This is a genomic window from Microcoleus sp. PH2017_24_DOB_U_A (genome assembly GCF_020738205.1).
In the GTDB taxonomy this organism is placed as follows: domain Bacteria; phylum Cyanobacteriota; class Cyanobacteriia; order Cyanobacteriales; family Microcoleaceae; genus Microcoleus.
In genome coordinates this window covers 1-15,844 of record NZ_JAEQCT010000027.1, presented here as the reverse complement: position 1 = coordinate 15,844, position 15,844 = coordinate 1, and the positions used below count along the sequence as shown (strand labels likewise).

Below are 15,844 nucleotides of genomic sequence, written 5' to 3'. Positions count from 1 at the left end.
ATATCACTCTGTGAACAGATACGTAGAGACTGTACATCAAATTTGTCCGTAATCATGTCTTACTCAAAATCTGTCAAAAAGCACGCTCTCCTCGGAGTCCGGCCGGGGTTTAAACCCCGGCCTCAAGGCGAAAGTCGGTTAAAAAACGACTCAAAAACCAGATCGAAATCAGGTTAACTCCAGTCCTCTAAAAGAGGACTTTCGCTATGAGACAGGGGTTGAAAACCCCTGTCGTACTGCGAGAATCGCGGTGAAATTCTCTGACTCACAACAGTTAAATCTGTTCGATCGAGCTATAATCTAAGCGTGAGAAGCTGTAGGAGTTTTAGCTTTCGGCTGCTTACCATCCGGCGAAATAGATTCACCTTCAATAAACGATCGCAACATCCAAGCCATTTGCTCGTGCTGTTCCATCAAACCAGTCAAAAAATCTGCGGTTCCATCATCCTTAAACTCTTCACCGCACTGTTCGACGTGTTGGCGGAGATTGCGAATAATCAGTTCATGGTCATCAACTAAACGTGATACCATTTCCGTAGCCAAAGGCAAGTCGCCGATATGTTCTTTAATCGAACCATACTTCAGAAAACCCTCAGCAGTACCAATTGGGTAGCCACCTAAAGTTCTCACCCGTTCGGCCATAGCATCGATATTTACTGTTAACGCCTGGTAGTGTTCTTCCCACAACTGGTGGAGCGATCGAAACTGCGGGCCCACTACATCCCAGTGATACTTTTTGGTTTTGATTAACAGCAGATAAGCATCTGACAGGTCGTGATTCAACAGTTCGATAACGCCTGCACGTTGCTCCTCAGATAGACCTATGTTTAACTTACGCATTGCAACTGCTTCCTTCAACTCTTAGTTTTCATCTATTACAACAAATTTCCTCCGTCAAGTACATCAACCCAAAGGACGATCGCACTTTAGTAAAATATCTCCATCTCAGGTTAGAGTAATCACAATATAGATACCCTTAGATAGATGCAATGAAACTTTTTGTTCCGGGTCGCCTTTGTTTGTTTGGCGAACACAGCGATTGGGCCGCCAGTTATCGCCCGCACAATCCCGCTATAGAAAAAGGCTGTACTCTGATAGCCAGTACAAATCAAGGAATTTATGCCGAAGTCAAAAAACATCCGACACACTTGATTTTGCGGGCAGCTTTAAATGATGGCACAAAAATTGAAACTGCACTCCCGATGGCAAAAAATGCTCTGCTTGCTGAGGCCCAAACAGGAACTTTTTTCAGTTATGCAGCCGGTGTTGCCGCTCAATTTCTCTCGCACGGCTACGCGGGAGGAGTAGAAATTGACAATTATTTAACTGATTTGCCAATTCAGAAAGGCTTGTCTTCAAGTGCCGCAATTTGCGTGTTAGTAGCCCGCGCTTTCAATCGCTTATACGATTTAAAAATGAACGTCCGCGACGAAATGGAAATGGCTTATTTAGGCGAAATTGCCACACCTTCGCGCTGCGGCCGCATGGATCAGGGTTGTGCCTATGGAAATCGACCAATTTTGATGTTTTTTGACGGCGATCAAATGGATGTTGTTGAGCTAAAAGTTGCCAAAGATTTGTTTTTTGTCATCGTAGATTTGGGCGCTAGCAAAAACACTCAACAAATTCTGGCAAGTCTGAATCAGGCTTATCCCTTTGCTGTGACTGAAGTTCAAGCAAACGTGCAGAAACATCTCGGCGCGATTAGTTCTAAAATTACGCAAGATGCGGCCGCAGCTTTACAGCAGGGAGATGCGGTTAAACTCGGCGAGTTGATGAAAGTTGCTCAGAGGGAATTTGATAGGTATTTAATCCCCGCTTGTCCAGGGGAATTGACGGCTCCAGTTTTGCACGAACTCCTGAATTGTCAACCGATTCAGCCTTATATTTTGGGCGGTAAGGGAGTTGGTTCTCAGGGAGACGGCACGGCGCAATTTATCGTGAAAGATTATGAAAGTCAACAGCAAGTTATCGAGATTATTTCACGGAATTTTCCTCAGATGGAATGTGTGAAACTTACTATTAGTTCTCAGACCCATTTGCAGCCTGAAACAGAATTTAATGCAGCAACAACCCCAGAAATATACAGGCGGGACGCCTGTTCCACGCAGATAGAAGAAAGAAAAGATGCAGAAACCCCAGAAATATACAGGCGGGACGCCTGTTCCACGCAGATAGAAGAAAGAAAAGATGCAGGAAAAGCTTCCCGACTGCAAGTCAGAAAAGCCGTGATTCCAGCCGCTGGTTTCGGCACTCGGATGTTTCCGGCTACTAAGGCAGTGAAGAAGGAATTCTTACCAATTATCGATCGCACTGGCCGCGCTAAACCGATAATTTTGGCAATTGTGGAAGAAGCTTTGAGTGCGGGAATCGAGGAAGTTGGTATAGTTGTCCAAAAGGGCGATCGCACTTTTTTTGAAGATTTCTTTAAAACTGGGCCGTCTCCCGAACTTTTCCAAAAACTGTCTCAGCAAAATCAGGATTATAGCCAATATTTACAAGAGTTGGGACAGCGCGTTACAATTCTCACTCAGGATGTCCAGGAAGGATTCGGCCACGCGGTATTTTGTGCTAAGGAATGGGTGAACAACGAGCCATTTCTCCTGCTTTTGGGCGATCACATTTACTCGTCGCAAACTGAAATTTCTTGTGCGCGCCAACTATTGGATATTTACTCGCAAGTGCAGCACAGCGTCATTGGTTTGAGGGTAACACCATCTGATGTAATTCATCACTACGGCTGTGCGGCGGGAGTTTGGCAGGAACAAGATGCTATTTTGTCGGTGACGCAAGTTTACGAAAAGCCGGATATCGAGTATGCGCGGCAGCATTTAAGCGTAGAAGGCTTGGCAGAGGATTTATTCTTATCAATGTTTGGGATGTATGTCCTCGATCCTAAAATCTTTGATTGTTTGGCAGAACATATTAATAGCAATTTTCGAGAAAGAGGCGAATTTCAGTTAACGTCGTGTTTGGATAAGTTGCGGGAGTTCGAGGGAATGGCTGGTTATGTGGTGCGAGGGCGGTGTTATGACACGGGATTGCCGGATGTTTACCGGCAGACTCTGATTGATTTTCCCATATCTCGGGGGGCGATCGGCTAATCAGCTTTCAAATTAGAGTTTTTCCCAGCATTCGCCTTTAGGTACGTAGTTGCGCTTCAGCGCTCTTTCATATATATAAAGAGCGCCCAAGCGCAACTACGTACCTAGATAGCTGCCTCATCAACTCTATTCCTTGTTTTTCCGTTGTTAGCCGCCCCAAGATCGCAGCAATTGTAACGACATATTACAAAATGACGCTAAAGCAGCATAGAGGCTTGACAGCAAAGAATTAAGTAGCTAATGTAATATACATACCCGGGTAAGTCAATTCACTGATATGCAAGAAAAGCAAAAAGTTACACTGTATCTTCCACCTGAACTGCATCGCCAGCTCAAAATCAAAGCCGCAGTAGAAACCGAACCGATGTCATCAATTGCAGAAAGGGCAATTGTCTTCTACCTAGGAAACCCCGAACTGGTTGACGAAGTAGAAGCCTCCTACGGACAAACCCACCGGGTGTACACTTGTCCAGAATGCACGGGTTCAGTAGTAATGCGAGATGGAGAACTGGCATCCGTAACAAGTCAGCCGAGTGTATTGGCTGAGCAGGATCTTCCAGTCAAGCAAGTGTCAGGCGTCAGTGCCAGCACAGCCCAACCGGGAGAGGAAGAATTGGTTCCCTGCTAAGAATGCCTTGCTTGCTCAAAAAGCCATAACTGGAAATCTCATTCAGCAATGGGCTAATGGCAGCATTGAGATTCAGCAAAGATAGCACCGTCTCTAGTGGGTCGAGGAATATGCAAGAAGAGATCAGTATCCTAATCCAAGCTCAATATCCTCTGATCTACCTCGTGACATCCGAGGAAGAGCGGTGTGAGCAAGCAATTTCCGCAATAGCTCAAGCTAAGCCGCAGCGCCGAGTCTTTGTCTGGACTGTAACCCAGGGCATGATAGAGTACGGTCAACCTCGTGCAAACACTCAGCAAAGCACCCTCTCGCCGCAGGCAGCTATTGAATGGGCGATTAGGCAGCGCGAACCGAACAACAACGCTACTATCTATGTATTCAAAGACCTGCATCCTTTTAAAGATGATGCAACCGTAACAAGGTTGTTGCGTGATGCGATCGCCAACTTCAAAGGAACACAAAAGACAATTATACTGATGTCTCCTTTGCAGCAAATCCCGATCGAGCTAGAAAAGGAAGTGGTAGTCTTAGACTTCGCGCTCCCAGACATGGCGGAACTAAACCAAGTATTGTCTAGCCAGTTGGAGCAAACGAAATCGCGACGCATTACCACAGAATCGCGAGAAAAACTTTTAAAAGCAGCCTTGGGATTGACTAAGGATGAAGCTGAAAAAGTTTATCGCAAAGCCCAAGTTTCCACGGGGCGCTTAACCGAAGAAGAAGTAGACATAGTTCTGTCGGAGAAAAAGCAATTAATTCGGCGCAACGGCATTCTAGAGTTTGTAGAAGAAGACGAAACCCTGGATGCAGTCGGGGGTTTAGAAGAACTCAAACGGTGGCTCAAGCAGCGTTCCAACGCCTTTACAGAAAGGGCGAGAGAATACGGCTTGCCCCAACCCAAAGGAATGCTAATTCTCGGCGTACCCGGATGCGGAAAATCGCTGATTGCCAAGACTACCTCCCGCCTGTGGGGACTGCCCCTGCTCAGGCTAGATATGGGTAGAGTCTACGACGGCTCGATGGTAGGTCGATCGGAAGCAAACCTCCGCAACGCGCTCAAAACCGCAGAATCCATCTCCCCAGCTATCCTCTTCATCGACGAACTAGACAAAGCCTTTGCAGGAGGCACTGGTTCGGCCGACTCAGACGGAGGCACATCCAGCCGGATTTTCGGTTCATTCCTCACTTGGATGCAAGAAAAGACTTCCCCAGTCTTCGTAATGGCAACAGCCAACCGAATCGAGCGTTTACCCGGGGAATTCTTGAGAAAAGGTCGATTCGACGAACTCTTCTTTGTTGACCTACCGACGAAAGAAGAACGCCAAGATATATTCAAAATTCACCTGTCAAAACGGCGTCGGGAAATTTCTCGCTTCGATTTAGAGCAACTTTCCAATGTTTCCGACGGCTTTTCAGGCGCAGAAATTGAGCAAGGGCTAGTAGCAGCCATGTACGAGGCCTTCGCTCAAGATAGAGAGTTTACGCAGTTAGATATCATCGCGGCCATTAAATCTACATTGCCACTGTCTAAAACCATGACCGAACAGGTCAGCGCCCTCCGAGATTGGGCGAGACAGCGCGCACGGCCCGCTGCGTCTTCCGTCGCTGAATACCAGCGAATGGAATTCTAAAAGCTTTCTCCTGGTCCAAACAGGAGCAAAGGCTAGCAACAGCTAGCAGTTCGATTGAAGAGCCGCCCAGCGGCACCGTTAAATCCAGACCGTTGTTGTTTCTCTCTCAGTTTTATTAGGAGGAAATCCAATGTCTCACTTTAGCACTCTGCGTACCAAAATCACTGATGCCGAAATCCTGAAAGCTTCCCTACGTGACTTGGGCATTTCAGTCAAGTCAGAAGCTGATGTTCGTGGCTATAATGGTCAGCGCGTTCGCTCCGACATCGTGGCGACTCTGGAAGGCGAATACGACCTGGGTTGGTCTCGCAATAGCGACGGTTCCTTTGATCTGATTGCAGACCTCTGGGGCGTTGCCAAAAAGCACAATCAAACTGAGTTAATTAACTCCATTAACCAGAAGTACGCAGTTAACAAGACCTTGGCAGCAGTCAAGCAGCGCGGTTTGCAAAACGCCAACGTCAAGTTGGTAGTGCAAAATTAATAACTCTGCGTGTTTCTAAGCTTGCGGGTTAACCAAATACTGGTTAACCCGTTTTTAGCTAGTTCGGCGGGAATCCCCACACTATATCGTTTACAGATTGGTGTGGGATGAAAGCCCGGTTGATTGAGGTGGGATGGTTGACCAATCCTGGAGGGCAGGGAAACCATCACCGCCGAAATCAACCAACTTTTGATATGCTGTAAATACAGTGGGGCTGGACGTGTTCCTCACTATAAAATGCCGAGCGAGAGAAACATTTTGGAGTATCTCGTTCGCGAAGCGTTCCCGAAGGGTAGGAAGATCTTGATATCCGTAAGAGGACTCAGATGCCTACGCTGTAATCGTTGATTCAGAGTAGGAGCGTCACCGAGGATGTAGAGTGTTTTTTTATCCGCTACGTACTTTTTTGCAAGCTTAAGCAGCAGCTTTTTATCTGAAAGTTGCTGCTTTTGTGCTTGACTAGCTAATGCTTCTGGCAAGTGTCGATCGTTTGTTGATAAATTTCAATCATGCGATCGACTTTGCGTTCCCAGTCAAAATGCTCCCGAACCCGCTCCCATCCCGCCCTACCCATACTCTGTCGCATCTCCTGCGACTGAGCGAGCTTCAGCATAGCGTCAGTCAGTCCCTTGACAAAGCCTTCTTTAGAAGCTGGTTCTACTAAAATACCGCAACTGGAATCTATATAATCCATCGGGCCGCCCCAATTGGTGGCAATGACGGGCAAGCCGACGGCCATTGCTTCCATTACCACGGCTCCCCCAGGCTCCCGCAAACTCGGCAGCACCAGTACATCGGCTTGTTGCAGTTTGAGAGCGCATCGATCCTGAGACAACCAGCCACTAAATACAACCCTGGCCTCCTGGCCTAAACGAGCTGTTTGAGCTTCGAGTTCCCCTCGCATCTCCCCATCGCCGATGATTTCCAAAACAGCATCCGTTTGAGCGGCGACGGCTCTGAAGGCTTCTAGCAGCAAGTCTACCCCCTTCCAGTCTGCCAGTCGCCCCAAGAAAACAAAATGGATTTGTTGATTAGGCTCCTTTGATGCCATAGATTCCGATCGCCACACCGATAAATCCACGCCGTTTTCCACAAGTTCGATGATTTTACCCTGCACCCCCGCCGGAAGTGCCTGCTTCGTGCGATCGTTTGCCACTAACACCGTCTCTGCTTTGATTTTACCGGGCAAAAGACGGTTGAACAAGTTGACGAACTGATAACCGATCTCGATTAAAATATCTACTGAACGGTTTTGGCGCGATCGAAATGCCAAAGGAAATTTAACCGCCGTATTCAGTGGCCCCATAACTACCGGCACCCCTAAGGCGAACATCAGGGACGGAAATTTTGCCGAAACTGGTGTCGGCTCGTGAACAATATCAATCTGTTTTTCGCTCACCAGCCGATCGACAATACCGCGCTGTAGCACTTGGGTGTATAGGTGACTGAGCAGCCCTAAAGTAGGCGCACCTAACCTTGGAGGCAAGAATCGCCCGCAATTGTTAAGCAGCCGATGCACCCATGTGTCGGGTACAAAGCGCATTCGATCGCATTCTTCTGGAAACAGCGCTTCGAGTTCAGCTTGAGTGCGCCCGTGTACCACTAACCATGTCTCTATTTGGCGGGATCGAAGTATTCGGAAGTAGTGCACCGGCAGCAATGACTCTCCACCGAATTTGTTAGAGGCATTTTCAGCAACAATTACAATTCGCATAACTTGTTTTCCACCCCATAAAGAGATTTATCTACTAAGCTGTTGTGCATTTAAATTGTATATTTCGGTTTGCGAACAAAAATCTTCAATCCGCTGCCCTTCTAACCCTCAATTACCATACACAATCTAGATGCACAACAGCTTATTTAGAGCGAGCGGTACTTTTAGCGTCAATCATTTTATGATAAATTTCAAGAATTTTTTCTGCCTTTGGCTCCCATGTAAATTCTTTCGCTTTTTCGATACACTTAGCTGACATAACTTGCCGCAAACGATCGTCTTCGACCAAAATCTGAATTTTATTTGTTAACTCCTGAGTAAGATACTCTCTAGAAGTTGGCTCTATTTTAAATCCAGTTTCTTCAGTCACGTATTCGGCTATACCGCCATTGTTTGGTACAATACAAGGCAACCCACAAGCCATAGCTTCCATTACCACTGCGCCGCCAAATTCCCTAATCGAAGGGAAGCAAAAAATATCCGCTTGCTGGTAATAGTCAAGTGTTTCTGCTTGACCTACCCAACCAGCAAACTTAACTTTTTCTCCTAAGTTAAGCTTCTCTACTTGAGATTCTAATGCTTTTCTTTCTTGCCCGTCACCTACTATTGTTAATTGAACTTTTTCTTTAATTTTTGGTTCTAGTCTATTCACAGCTTCGATGAGAATGTCAGCACATTTGTAAGGAACCAATCGACCTACAAAAAGTAAATTTATCTGGCCACCCTTTTTTGTTTTTGGTTCTTGTTTTAAGAAACTACTGGCAATACCATTTTCGTAAAATAGTTGAATTCTCTGGTCTGGTATCGCAAACAAATCTTTGAGCATATTTAAGGTATATGTTGAACCTGCCAAAATTTGGTCTGCTTTTTTGTAAGTTTCTACATAACCTGGAATTAAGGCTCGACCAACTGCCCTCAAAAAGTTGAATTGAGCAAATTCTTGTTTGGCAGTTTCTTGAAAGCCTGGTGGAAAAGGAATGCCTCCATTGACTGGGCCTAGCAGAAAAGGAGTGTTTTGGCAGGCGCTGACTACCTTAAACGGATACCGCGGCATCATCGGGGTAATTGCATGAACTATGTCATAATCTCCCTTGAGAATTTTGGAGTGAAATTTTTGATATACTTGCTGATTAAATTCTTCATAAATTGGGTAGCTCAAAGCATTATACAGTGGCCAATTTATTTTACCATTCGCGGTAATTTTTTCTACTACTTTGTAATACTGCGTAGCAATCTTTCCTTCTTCAATATAAAAAACTTTTTCGTATTCAGGGTGTTTTTGAATAGCGGATTTATTTCTAGCATGGGTGACAAGTGTTGCATCAACTAGCTTGCTAATTTGTTCAACAAAATTGTACCCCACCAAAGGTACAGAAGCCCATTCAGGATTGCACTGCTCTACAATTAGTAAAACTTTTAATTTTTGGTCGTTCATTGGTTAGATTCCTTTGTTGACGATCGATGAATATTTGGAAGTTGAGTTTTGAAGAGATTAATCGATATTAAGCGTTTTTTTTTTCGATGCGAGAGTCGGCTGTAGAGGTTGATGGAAAAATCCGCCTCTACATCAACACCCGATTTGCAATTACAGGGGAGAAGTTGCAGAAAAAACAAGTTAAGTTGATGGTAACTGATCTACTTAGTAGACTTAGCACTCATTGTAACTTTCTCAATTGATGGGCTTGATGTCTTGTATTCGATCAAGTTGCTGCGCTGTCTGAGCAACCGGCGTTTGTAAAACAGCATCTGACCCTGCAATTGAGGAAATCTCCCCAACACGCAAGATAATGCGTAGAGAGCAGCATCCTTTGATTTTAAGTTTTGCTGCATCCGCCGATAGATGCGGTAGCCAAGTATCGGGTAGCCCCAAAGCAACAACAGGCTCCAGCCGTGCGTAACCCACGCTGTCCCGATTGCTAGCACGGGCAAAACGAATCCCCAGAACCAGATGCTGGTGCTGTCTTTGACCCAGTGGCGTTCGGGGGTGTTTCCGTGCAACCAGGAACCTTCGGCGTAGGCATGGCCTGCTCTTTGACAGCGCTTCCACCACTGGTCAAAACGAGTCATTTGGGCGTCGTGCAAAGTCATTTCTGCATCTAATCGCTCGATTTTCCAACCATTTTGGCGCAGCCGCACGCAGAGTTCCGGTTCTTCACCGGCGATCAGTATGGGGTTGAAACCGCTGACTTGCTCGAAGGCTGATGCCCGCATCATGGAGTCGCCCCCGCAGGCTTTGGCTTCCCCGATCGGGCTGTCCCACTCAATGTCGCAGAGTCGGTTGTATGGTGTGGCATTGGGATACCGCTCGCGGCGGCGCCCGCACACTACAGCTAATTCGGGTTGCGCTGCGAGTTTTTGCTGGGCAAATTCGAGCCACCCATCAACTATGGAGCAGTCGCCGTCTACGAATTGGACAAATTCGATGTCTGGAACTGCTTGTCGCAGGCTGGCAAATCCTGCATTTCTGGCGCGTGCTGCTGTAAAGGGTGTAGATAAGTCGAGTTCTACTGTCTCAGCTCCGAGCGATCGGGCTAATTCCAAGCTGCCGTCTGTTGAGCCGGAATCGACATAAACTACGCAAGCTACTTTGCCGATCGCTGACAGCAAGCACGCTCCGAGGCGAGATCCTTCATTCCGCCCGATAGCAACCAATCCAACTTGTTTCAAAGCTTACCTCTGGAATTCCACTTGCGATCTATTATTTTAATATTTTAGTAAAAGTCAAGCTAATTTCACAATATCTTGATTCCCAAACTTTTAGCGAGTGGCTGTAGTGCGCGTCAAAGCGTGTTTAGCTTATTATATATTAAGTCAAATCCGATCCAGCATTTTTATTTGAGAAGAGTCAACCATGCTAAATATCAGTTCTTTGTTCACCTTTTACTGTGGCGGTCAAGGAATTAGCCATACATTTTTGTCACTTTGTCAGTGGGATTACCCAGACTTTAAAACCCGCATGGTTGTTCCCAGTTGTGCACCGTCATATCGCGGGTATAATATGGTCGAAAGCGTACCCCCATATTTCAGAAGGGTGTACTACAGGCTCGGAAATTTTGCGCAATCTTCTGCTGAAAAGCGTTTTCTGAGAGATATCAATGATTTTGATGCAGTTTACTTGTGGCCTCGCACTTCAATCGAAACTGTTAGAAAGGTAAAGCAGCAGGGGCAAACACTTTTTTTTGAGCGTATTAACTGCTCTACTAAGAAGGCAAAATATATTCTTGACGATGCTTACGGTCGCTTGGGCATTGCTCCCGAACATGGAATTACAGATGCGATGATTCAGCAAGAAGATGAAGAAATGAGCTTGGCTGATTTCATTTTTTCTCCTAGTCCAGAGGTAAAAAAATCTTTTCTCGAAATAGGAGTTCCCGAATACAAACTGATGTCAAGCAGTTACGGGTGGTGTCCCAAGCGTTTCCCAAATATTTCGCCCAAAAAACAGCCATCAGACACCGTTACTGCGCTCTTTGTGGGCACCATCTGCGTCAGAAAAGGAGCTCACTTGCTCTTGCAAGCCTGGGAAAAAGCTGGCATTAAAGGCAGACTGGTGCTTTGCGGAGAGATGGAGCCTGCAATTGCCGAAAGTTGCAGCGATATTTTAGGACGCTCGGATGTAATTCATATAGATTACACGCTCAATATTGCGGGCGTATATGGCGAAGCTGACATTTTTGCCTTTCCGAGTCTCGAAGATGGTGGCCCGATGGTTACTTATGAAGCTATGGCTTACGGGTTGCCAGTTCTCACCTCACCTATGGGAGCGGGGGCCATTGCCCGGGACGGCAAAGATGGGATAGTCATAGACCCTTACGACTGTGAAGCTTTTGTTGAAGGCTTGCGAAAGCTTGCTTTGTCCCCGGAGTTGAGAGCACAGATGGGTTATAATGCTCGCCAGCAAGCCGAGGAATTTACCTGGGAAAAAGTAGCACGCCGCCGGAAAGATTTGATGCAGGAAAAATTGAAAGTTTAGGAATTAGGAGAATTATCTGAAAGAATCCTTGCTCTGCAACTTCCTTTTTCCTGCGAATATTTCTAGGAGTGCATTTTCAGGCTTAGGGTTTTTTGGGGATAATTTTTGCTGGTATTCCGACTGCGGTTGCGCCCGGTGGTACGTCGCAAATCACCACTGCATTGGCGCCTATCAAAGCATGATCGCCGATCGTTACGGAGCGAATAATTTTTGCTCCTGCACCGATATCGACGTGACCGCCAACTTGGACATTAGAAACAATTGTCACCTGTTGAAAAATCATACAGTTCGGGCCAATAGATGCCTCTGGGTGAATGACTATGCCATTAGGATGAAGGATAATGAGTCCCCCTCCTATCTGGCAGTTCAAAGGGATGTCAGTTCCAGCTACAATGCTCCAGAATATATGCTGGATTATGTTGAACCGGGATAAAAAATACCCTAAAATTCCACCTTGCTGCCGCCATTTTTGATAGTCGCGGATAGATTTTAGAAGTTGGCGACTGGGATCCCACCACTGGCAAAGTTTTTCGCGACTCCAATCTGGCTCGGTGGCAGAAACGACAGGTGTAGTTATTGATTGAAGCATTATTTGTGCAAGATAACAGATAAGATATACTGATAATCATGTGACATTCAATTATCAGTATACGATCGCTGGTTGGTGATTGACAATATTTATTTGTTGAAATTCTGTGACAATCCTATTTGAGTTGTAAGGTTTTTGTATGTTGCCAGGTTTTACTGGTAGGCACGGCGGGGTACTAACCTACAAAATGTTACAATTCATACAGAATTACTATATTGTCAACTTGTAATTATTTGGTTGACCGAGTTAATGTCTACTAACAAGCAGTAGCCATCGCTCCCAGCGTGCAACAATCACAATTGCCATAGAAATCCACGATTTCGTACAAGCATTTATCACTATAGAGGCGATAGATCTCTAGTTTATTTAAGTAACAGAAGAGACAGGTCACTTTTTTTGGTACTAATTTAAGGATTGTTTTCGACAGGGCGGGATTTGATAATTTTGGCAGGGATGCCAACGGCAGTTTGACCAGCAGGAATGTCTGATAAAACGACAGCATTTGCACCGATATTTACGTCGTCTCCCAGGTTGACCTTGCCGAGAATTTTTGCTCCGGCGCCGACGTTCACCCGATCGCCCAATTGAGGCGATTCTAGGGGTTTTTCCAAGTAGCGGTTCCCCAGGGTAACGCCTTGGCGGATAATGCAGTCGTCACCAAGAGTGCAGTGTCCATGAACGATGATAGAGCCTTCGTGTTCAATGACGACTCGGCGGCCGAGCTTGACTGTGTACGGCAAATCTATGCCGTAGGTGTTGCGGACTTTTCGGTAGAGCGATCGATATAGAATGCTCAAGGGAGCCCGCAGCAGTTTTGGTTCTACCTGCATTCTCCAGACACCGAATCTTTGAACTGCTACGGCGCGAAATCCCGGTTTTGTCCAATCGCGACCGTGAGCAATCCAGTCTTCTTTAATCTGCTCCCACAATCCGAGTGCAGGGGTTTCTACTTGATTTTCAGTTGCTATTAAATTTGACTCCGTTACCATAAGCTGTACTCAACACTCTGTTTTGTTTAAGTTGTTATTAGATGCCCCAGATATTAAGCTATTTCTCTGGTTTTTAGGGAGTAGTGCACCCGGTTTATTCACTCAAAAACACCAAGTGCTGCGGTGAATTATCTCAAAGAATTGCTTGAAATCCGGAACCCTTGTAGGGAGAAATTAAAATCAGACGATTCATTAATCTAATCCTCTTCTTTCCTTTGTTAAGTGTCCTCAAGTTGTCAACCCTTCGGCTTCGCTGACTGACAAGCTGTCCCAGATCAACTGTCAACTGAAGCAATGTTTGGTTGGCCAGGATTAACGGGGTTTCTCTGGCTTTGATTTATTTACAAACACCTTTTAAAAAATTTTTGAATCTTCAATCTTACCCCCCTTAAAAAATACACTATTCATGATAAAATCGGTGAGCATTTTTGGCGGATCGCCGTCCGGCTTACCTTGAAGTACGCGGCGCACCCTCCAGGCTCCAAAGCCCGAAGCCCAGGTGACATCAGTTAATGCTGTGTAAACCAAGCCGTAGTTTTTGAGAAAGTACCTGCGCCGGGAATCAAACCAATACTGTGGCAGTCGCTTAGGGGGTTTTTTGGTGTCAGTCACACCTGAGCTTTGACCTACTAGGTGTACCACGCGACTTTCAGGTACATACCAGCAACTCCAGCCAGCTTTGTTCGCTTGCAGGCAAAAGTCCATTTCTTCGCAGTACATGAAATAAGCTTCATCCATCAAGCCAATCTTTTCAAATACTTCACGACGGACGATCATGCTGGCTCCAGCTACCCAATCAGTTTGACAGATTTCTTGGGAAATAGGAGGCGCTACATTCCACTTTGCCAATAATTTGGATAAAAAGCGCGTCCGCCAACCAAAATCGAGTTCGGTTAAGAAATCGTGAAACCGAAAAGCTGAATGTTGCGGCGTTCCGTCGGGGTCTTCCAAGCGGCTGCCGGCGATGCCGGCCTCGGGGTTGGAGTCCATGAAATCGACGAGGGCTTTTAAGGCACCTAGGCGAACTACGGTGTCTGGGTTGAGCAGCAGGAAGTAAGGGGGGGGATTGGTGGATTGCAGGACAGGACGTATGAGGGCGTTGTTGCCGAAGGCAAATCCGCCGTTGCGGTCTAGGGGAACGAAGGATGCCCATTCGCTCCAGCCTTCTGCTGCGATCGCGGCTGCTATTTGTTCGCTAGAATTGTCGCCTGATGCGTTGTCGGCAACTGCAACTCGCATACCGGGGAGCGATCGCACTTCGGTAACTAGAGAGCGCAAGCAGTCAATGGTTAAACCAGGGGTTCGGTAGTTAACAATGACAACCAGCAGTGGATACGGGTGATTGGACTCGCTGGCTTTGGACATAAGTGCAGTTGTTGGTTTAACAACTTTTTAGCTCAAGTTGTACCCCTATGGCAAGCTGGCGCGATCGCCATTTGAGGCATCGCCTACTTTTTTGATAGTTCGGGCATATTTTACAAAAGCGGTCACTCTTATTAAGCTCTTCTGTTGAAAAGCCTGCTTTACTGCCAAGAAAAACCCCAAAAATGCCCAAAAAATCTTCAAAAAAAGATTGTATATAAGGGTTTGAGTATTATTGGATATGTCTATTTATTTCCATAGAAGTGTGACAATCGCAATTGTATAAGCTGGGATTCCATTTCGGGGTCGTAGGCTCCCTCGCGACTGTTAATTAAATCGGCCCAAGGTAGGCTTTGAGTTTCAGCCTGCAATTTTTCCACCAAGTCTGCGACGCGTCCGATGGGTTTAGCGGGAACACCGGCAACTATATCGCCTTCTGCGACATCTTTGGTGACGACCGCACCGGCGGCGACGATCGCATTTGGGCCGATGGTGACGTTGCGGAGGACGATCGAGTGATAGCCGATAAATACGTTGTCACGGATGTCTATTTTGCCCACAGCATCTAGTTTGACGTTGTAGGCTTGATTGAGCATGGCGATCGCTCCGTCGTGGCCGATCAGGATAGAGCTGGAAAAGTGGACGTTGTTGCCGATGCGGACGTAGGAGGGGTCTGTAAACACCGTGCTTGGCAGGATCGTGCAATTTTCGCCGATCGAGTACAGGTTGCCGTGAAGGCGGAGAAATTGGGTGTACTCCTCGGAACTTGGCTCGCAGAATTTGACGTAGAGGCCTCGGAACTTGCCATAGCGCATGGCAAAGTGGCGAAGGATTTTCTGAAAGATTGATTTAATCATTTTCCTGAGCCTGGGTAGATTTAAGCCTATTCGTAGACATACTAACCGCTGTTGTGTCAGGAGGTAGATCTGACAATATGACAACGTTGGCACCAATGTTCGTGTCCTGCTATACAAATACTAGACAAGTCTAGACATTTGGTTCTTACTTCATCGGGAGCATGGGAGCGGTTATCCCTCAGTAAGCTTTCACGATGAAAGCCAAGCGCGATAAATTAATTGCTGCGTTCAAATCCCTGTCCATCGAATGACCGCAACTTCCACAGTTGTAAGTTCTTTCTTTTAGTGGCATATCTTGGGTATGTCCACAGCTTGAGCAGGTTTTGCTTGACGGAAACCAGCAGTCAGCAACAATTATTTCACAGCCAAACTTTTTAGCTTTGTATTCCAGTTGACGTTTGAATTCATGGAATCTAGGACTTACGCATTGACAAAAAGCATTATCTATGTACTCTCGGCCATAGCATCACTCTGAAGGTTCGCAAAAATATGCTCACGTATAACTAAAGTGAA

At 46.2% G+C, this 15,844-nt stretch carries 14 protein-coding genes; 5 read left to right on the top strand and 9 right to left on the bottom strand.

The features are described from left to right. Positions 1-300: 300 nt before the first annotated feature. Positions 301-840: a Dps family protein gene (locus tag JGK07_RS05925; protein WP_293190838.1), complete on the bottom strand. Its 540-nt coding sequence runs from the start codon at positions 838-840 to the stop codon at positions 301-303. 149 nt (positions 841-989) lie between these two features. Between JGK07_RS05925 and JGK07_RS33115 the strand changes: the two genes are divergently transcribed. From JGK07_RS33115 to JGK07_RS05900, 4 genes are all read left to right on the top strand, one after another. Then, on the top strand, positions 990-3,104 hold the full coding sequence (locus tag JGK07_RS33115; RefSeq protein ID WP_366516855.1) for a sugar phosphate nucleotidyltransferase: 2,115 nt from the start codon (positions 990-992) through the stop codon (positions 3,102-3,104). 277 nt (positions 3,105-3,381) lie between these two features. Continuing rightward, positions 3,382-3,732 carry a hypothetical protein gene (locus JGK07_RS05910; protein ID WP_293186657.1) on the top strand — a complete coding sequence of 117 codons (351 nt, stop codon included), beginning with the start codon at positions 3,382-3,384 and terminating at the stop codon, positions 3,730-3,732. Positions 3,733-3,842: 110 nt separating this feature from the next. Beyond that, positions 3,843-5,363, top strand: coding sequence for an AAA family ATPase (locus JGK07_RS05905; RefSeq protein ID WP_293186656.1), 1,521 nt, complete (start codon positions 3,843-3,845; stop codon positions 5,361-5,363). A 130-nt stretch (positions 5,364-5,493) separates the two neighbouring features. Continuing rightward, positions 5,494-5,847 carry a DUF1257 domain-containing protein gene (locus tag JGK07_RS05900; RefSeq protein ID WP_096832348.1) on the top strand — a complete coding sequence of 118 codons (354 nt, stop codon included), beginning with the start codon at positions 5,494-5,496 and terminating at the stop codon, positions 5,845-5,847. 463 nt (positions 5,848-6,310) lie between these two features. Here the strand turns inward: JGK07_RS05900 and JGK07_RS05895 are convergent, their stop codons facing one another. The 3 genes from JGK07_RS05895 to JGK07_RS05885 form a co-directional block, all read right to left on the bottom strand. Next, positions 6,311-7,561 (bottom strand): glycosyltransferase family 4 protein, encoded by a 1,251-nt coding sequence (locus JGK07_RS05895; protein ID WP_293190834.1) that lies wholly within the window; start codon positions 7,559-7,561, stop codon positions 6,311-6,313. A 142-nt stretch (positions 7,562-7,703) separates the two neighbouring features. Then, positions 7,704-8,996: a glycosyltransferase family 4 protein gene (locus JGK07_RS05890; protein WP_293190833.1), complete on the bottom strand. Its 1,293-nt coding sequence runs from the start codon at positions 8,994-8,996 to the stop codon at positions 7,704-7,706. Between the two features lie 200 nt (positions 8,997-9,196). Continuing rightward, on the bottom strand, positions 9,197-10,228 hold the full coding sequence (locus JGK07_RS05885) for a glycosyltransferase family 2 protein (protein ID WP_293186653.1): 1,032 nt from the start codon (positions 10,226-10,228) through the stop codon (positions 9,197-9,199). Between the two features lie 184 nt (positions 10,229-10,412). Here JGK07_RS05885 and JGK07_RS05880 point away from each other — a divergent pair, with 184 nt between their 5' ends. Next, positions 10,413-11,534 carry a glycosyltransferase family 4 protein gene (locus JGK07_RS05880; RefSeq protein WP_293224114.1) on the top strand — a complete coding sequence of 374 codons (1,122 nt, stop codon included), beginning with the start codon at positions 10,413-10,415 and terminating at the stop codon, positions 11,532-11,534. An 82-nt stretch (positions 11,535-11,616) separates the two neighbouring features. On the opposite strand, the gene JGK07_RS05875 is transcribed toward JGK07_RS05880, so the two are convergent. The 5 genes from JGK07_RS05875 to JGK07_RS05855 form a co-directional block, all read right to left on the bottom strand. After that, a complete protein-coding gene (locus JGK07_RS05875; RefSeq protein WP_293186651.1) occupies positions 11,617-12,123 on the bottom strand; it encodes a serine acetyltransferase in 507 nt (168 codons plus the stop codon). A 407-nt stretch (positions 12,124-12,530) separates the two neighbouring features. Beyond that, positions 12,531-13,112, bottom strand: a complete 582-nt coding sequence (locus tag JGK07_RS05870) for a serine acetyltransferase (RefSeq protein WP_293186650.1) — start codon at positions 13,110-13,112, stop codon at positions 12,531-12,533. Between the two features lie 354 nt (positions 13,113-13,466). Then, complete coding sequence (locus tag JGK07_RS05865; RefSeq protein WP_293186649.1) at positions 13,467-14,477, bottom strand: glycosyltransferase family 2 protein; 1,011 nt, start codon at positions 14,475-14,477, stop codon at positions 13,467-13,469. A 242-nt stretch (positions 14,478-14,719) separates the two neighbouring features. Further along, positions 14,720-15,331: an acyltransferase gene (locus JGK07_RS05860; RefSeq protein WP_293190828.1), complete on the bottom strand. Its 612-nt coding sequence runs from the start codon at positions 15,329-15,331 to the stop codon at positions 14,720-14,722. Between the two features lie 178 nt (positions 15,332-15,509). Further along, the gene (locus JGK07_RS05855; protein WP_293186658.1) at positions 15,510-15,779 is read right to left on the bottom strand and encodes a zinc ribbon domain-containing protein; all 270 of its coding nucleotides are present in this window, start codon (positions 15,777-15,779) and stop codon (positions 15,510-15,512) included. Between the last annotated feature and the right edge of the window lie 65 nt (positions 15,780-15,844).

Bases quoted from the DNA above. Each gene is read 5' to 3' on its own strand.
- JGK07_RS05925 (WP_293190838.1), bottom strand. From the start codon at position 840: ATGCGTAAGTTAAACATAGGTCTATCTGAGGAGCAACGTGCAGGCGTT.
- JGK07_RS33115 (WP_366516855.1), top strand. From the start codon at position 990: ATGAAACTTTTTGTTCCGGGTCGCCTTTGTTTGTTTGGCGAACACAGC.
- JGK07_RS05910 (WP_293186657.1), top strand. From the start codon at position 3,382: ATGCAAGAAAAGCAAAAAGTTACACTGTATCTTCCACCTGAACTGCAT.
- JGK07_RS05905 (WP_293186656.1), top strand. From the start codon at position 3,843: ATGCAAGAAGAGATCAGTATCCTAATCCAAGCTCAATATCCTCTGATC.
- JGK07_RS05900 (WP_096832348.1), top strand. From the start codon at position 5,494: ATGTCTCACTTTAGCACTCTGCGTACCAAAATCACTGATGCCGAAATC.
- JGK07_RS05895 (WP_293190834.1), bottom strand. From the start codon at position 7,561: ATGCGAATTGTAATTGTTGCTGAAAATGCCTCTAACAAATTCGGTGGA.
- JGK07_RS05890 (WP_293190833.1), bottom strand. From the start codon at position 8,996: ATGAACGACCAAAAATTAAAAGTTTTACTAATTGTAGAGCAGTGCAAT.
- JGK07_RS05880 (WP_293224114.1), top strand. From the start codon at position 10,413: ATGCTAAATATCAGTTCTTTGTTCACCTTTTACTGTGGCGGTCAAGGA.
- JGK07_RS05875 (WP_293186651.1), bottom strand. From the start codon at position 12,123: ATGCTTCAATCAATAACTACACCTGTCGTTTCTGCCACCGAGCCAGAT.
- JGK07_RS05870 (WP_293186650.1), bottom strand. From the start codon at position 13,112: ATGGTAACGGAGTCAAATTTAATAGCAACTGAAAATCAAGTAGAAACC.
- JGK07_RS05865 (WP_293186649.1), bottom strand. From the start codon at position 14,477: ATGTCCAAAGCCAGCGAGTCCAATCACCCGTATCCACTGCTGGTTGTC.
- JGK07_RS05860 (WP_293190828.1), bottom strand. From the start codon at position 15,331: ATGATTAAATCAATCTTTCAGAAAATCCTTCGCCACTTTGCCATGCGC.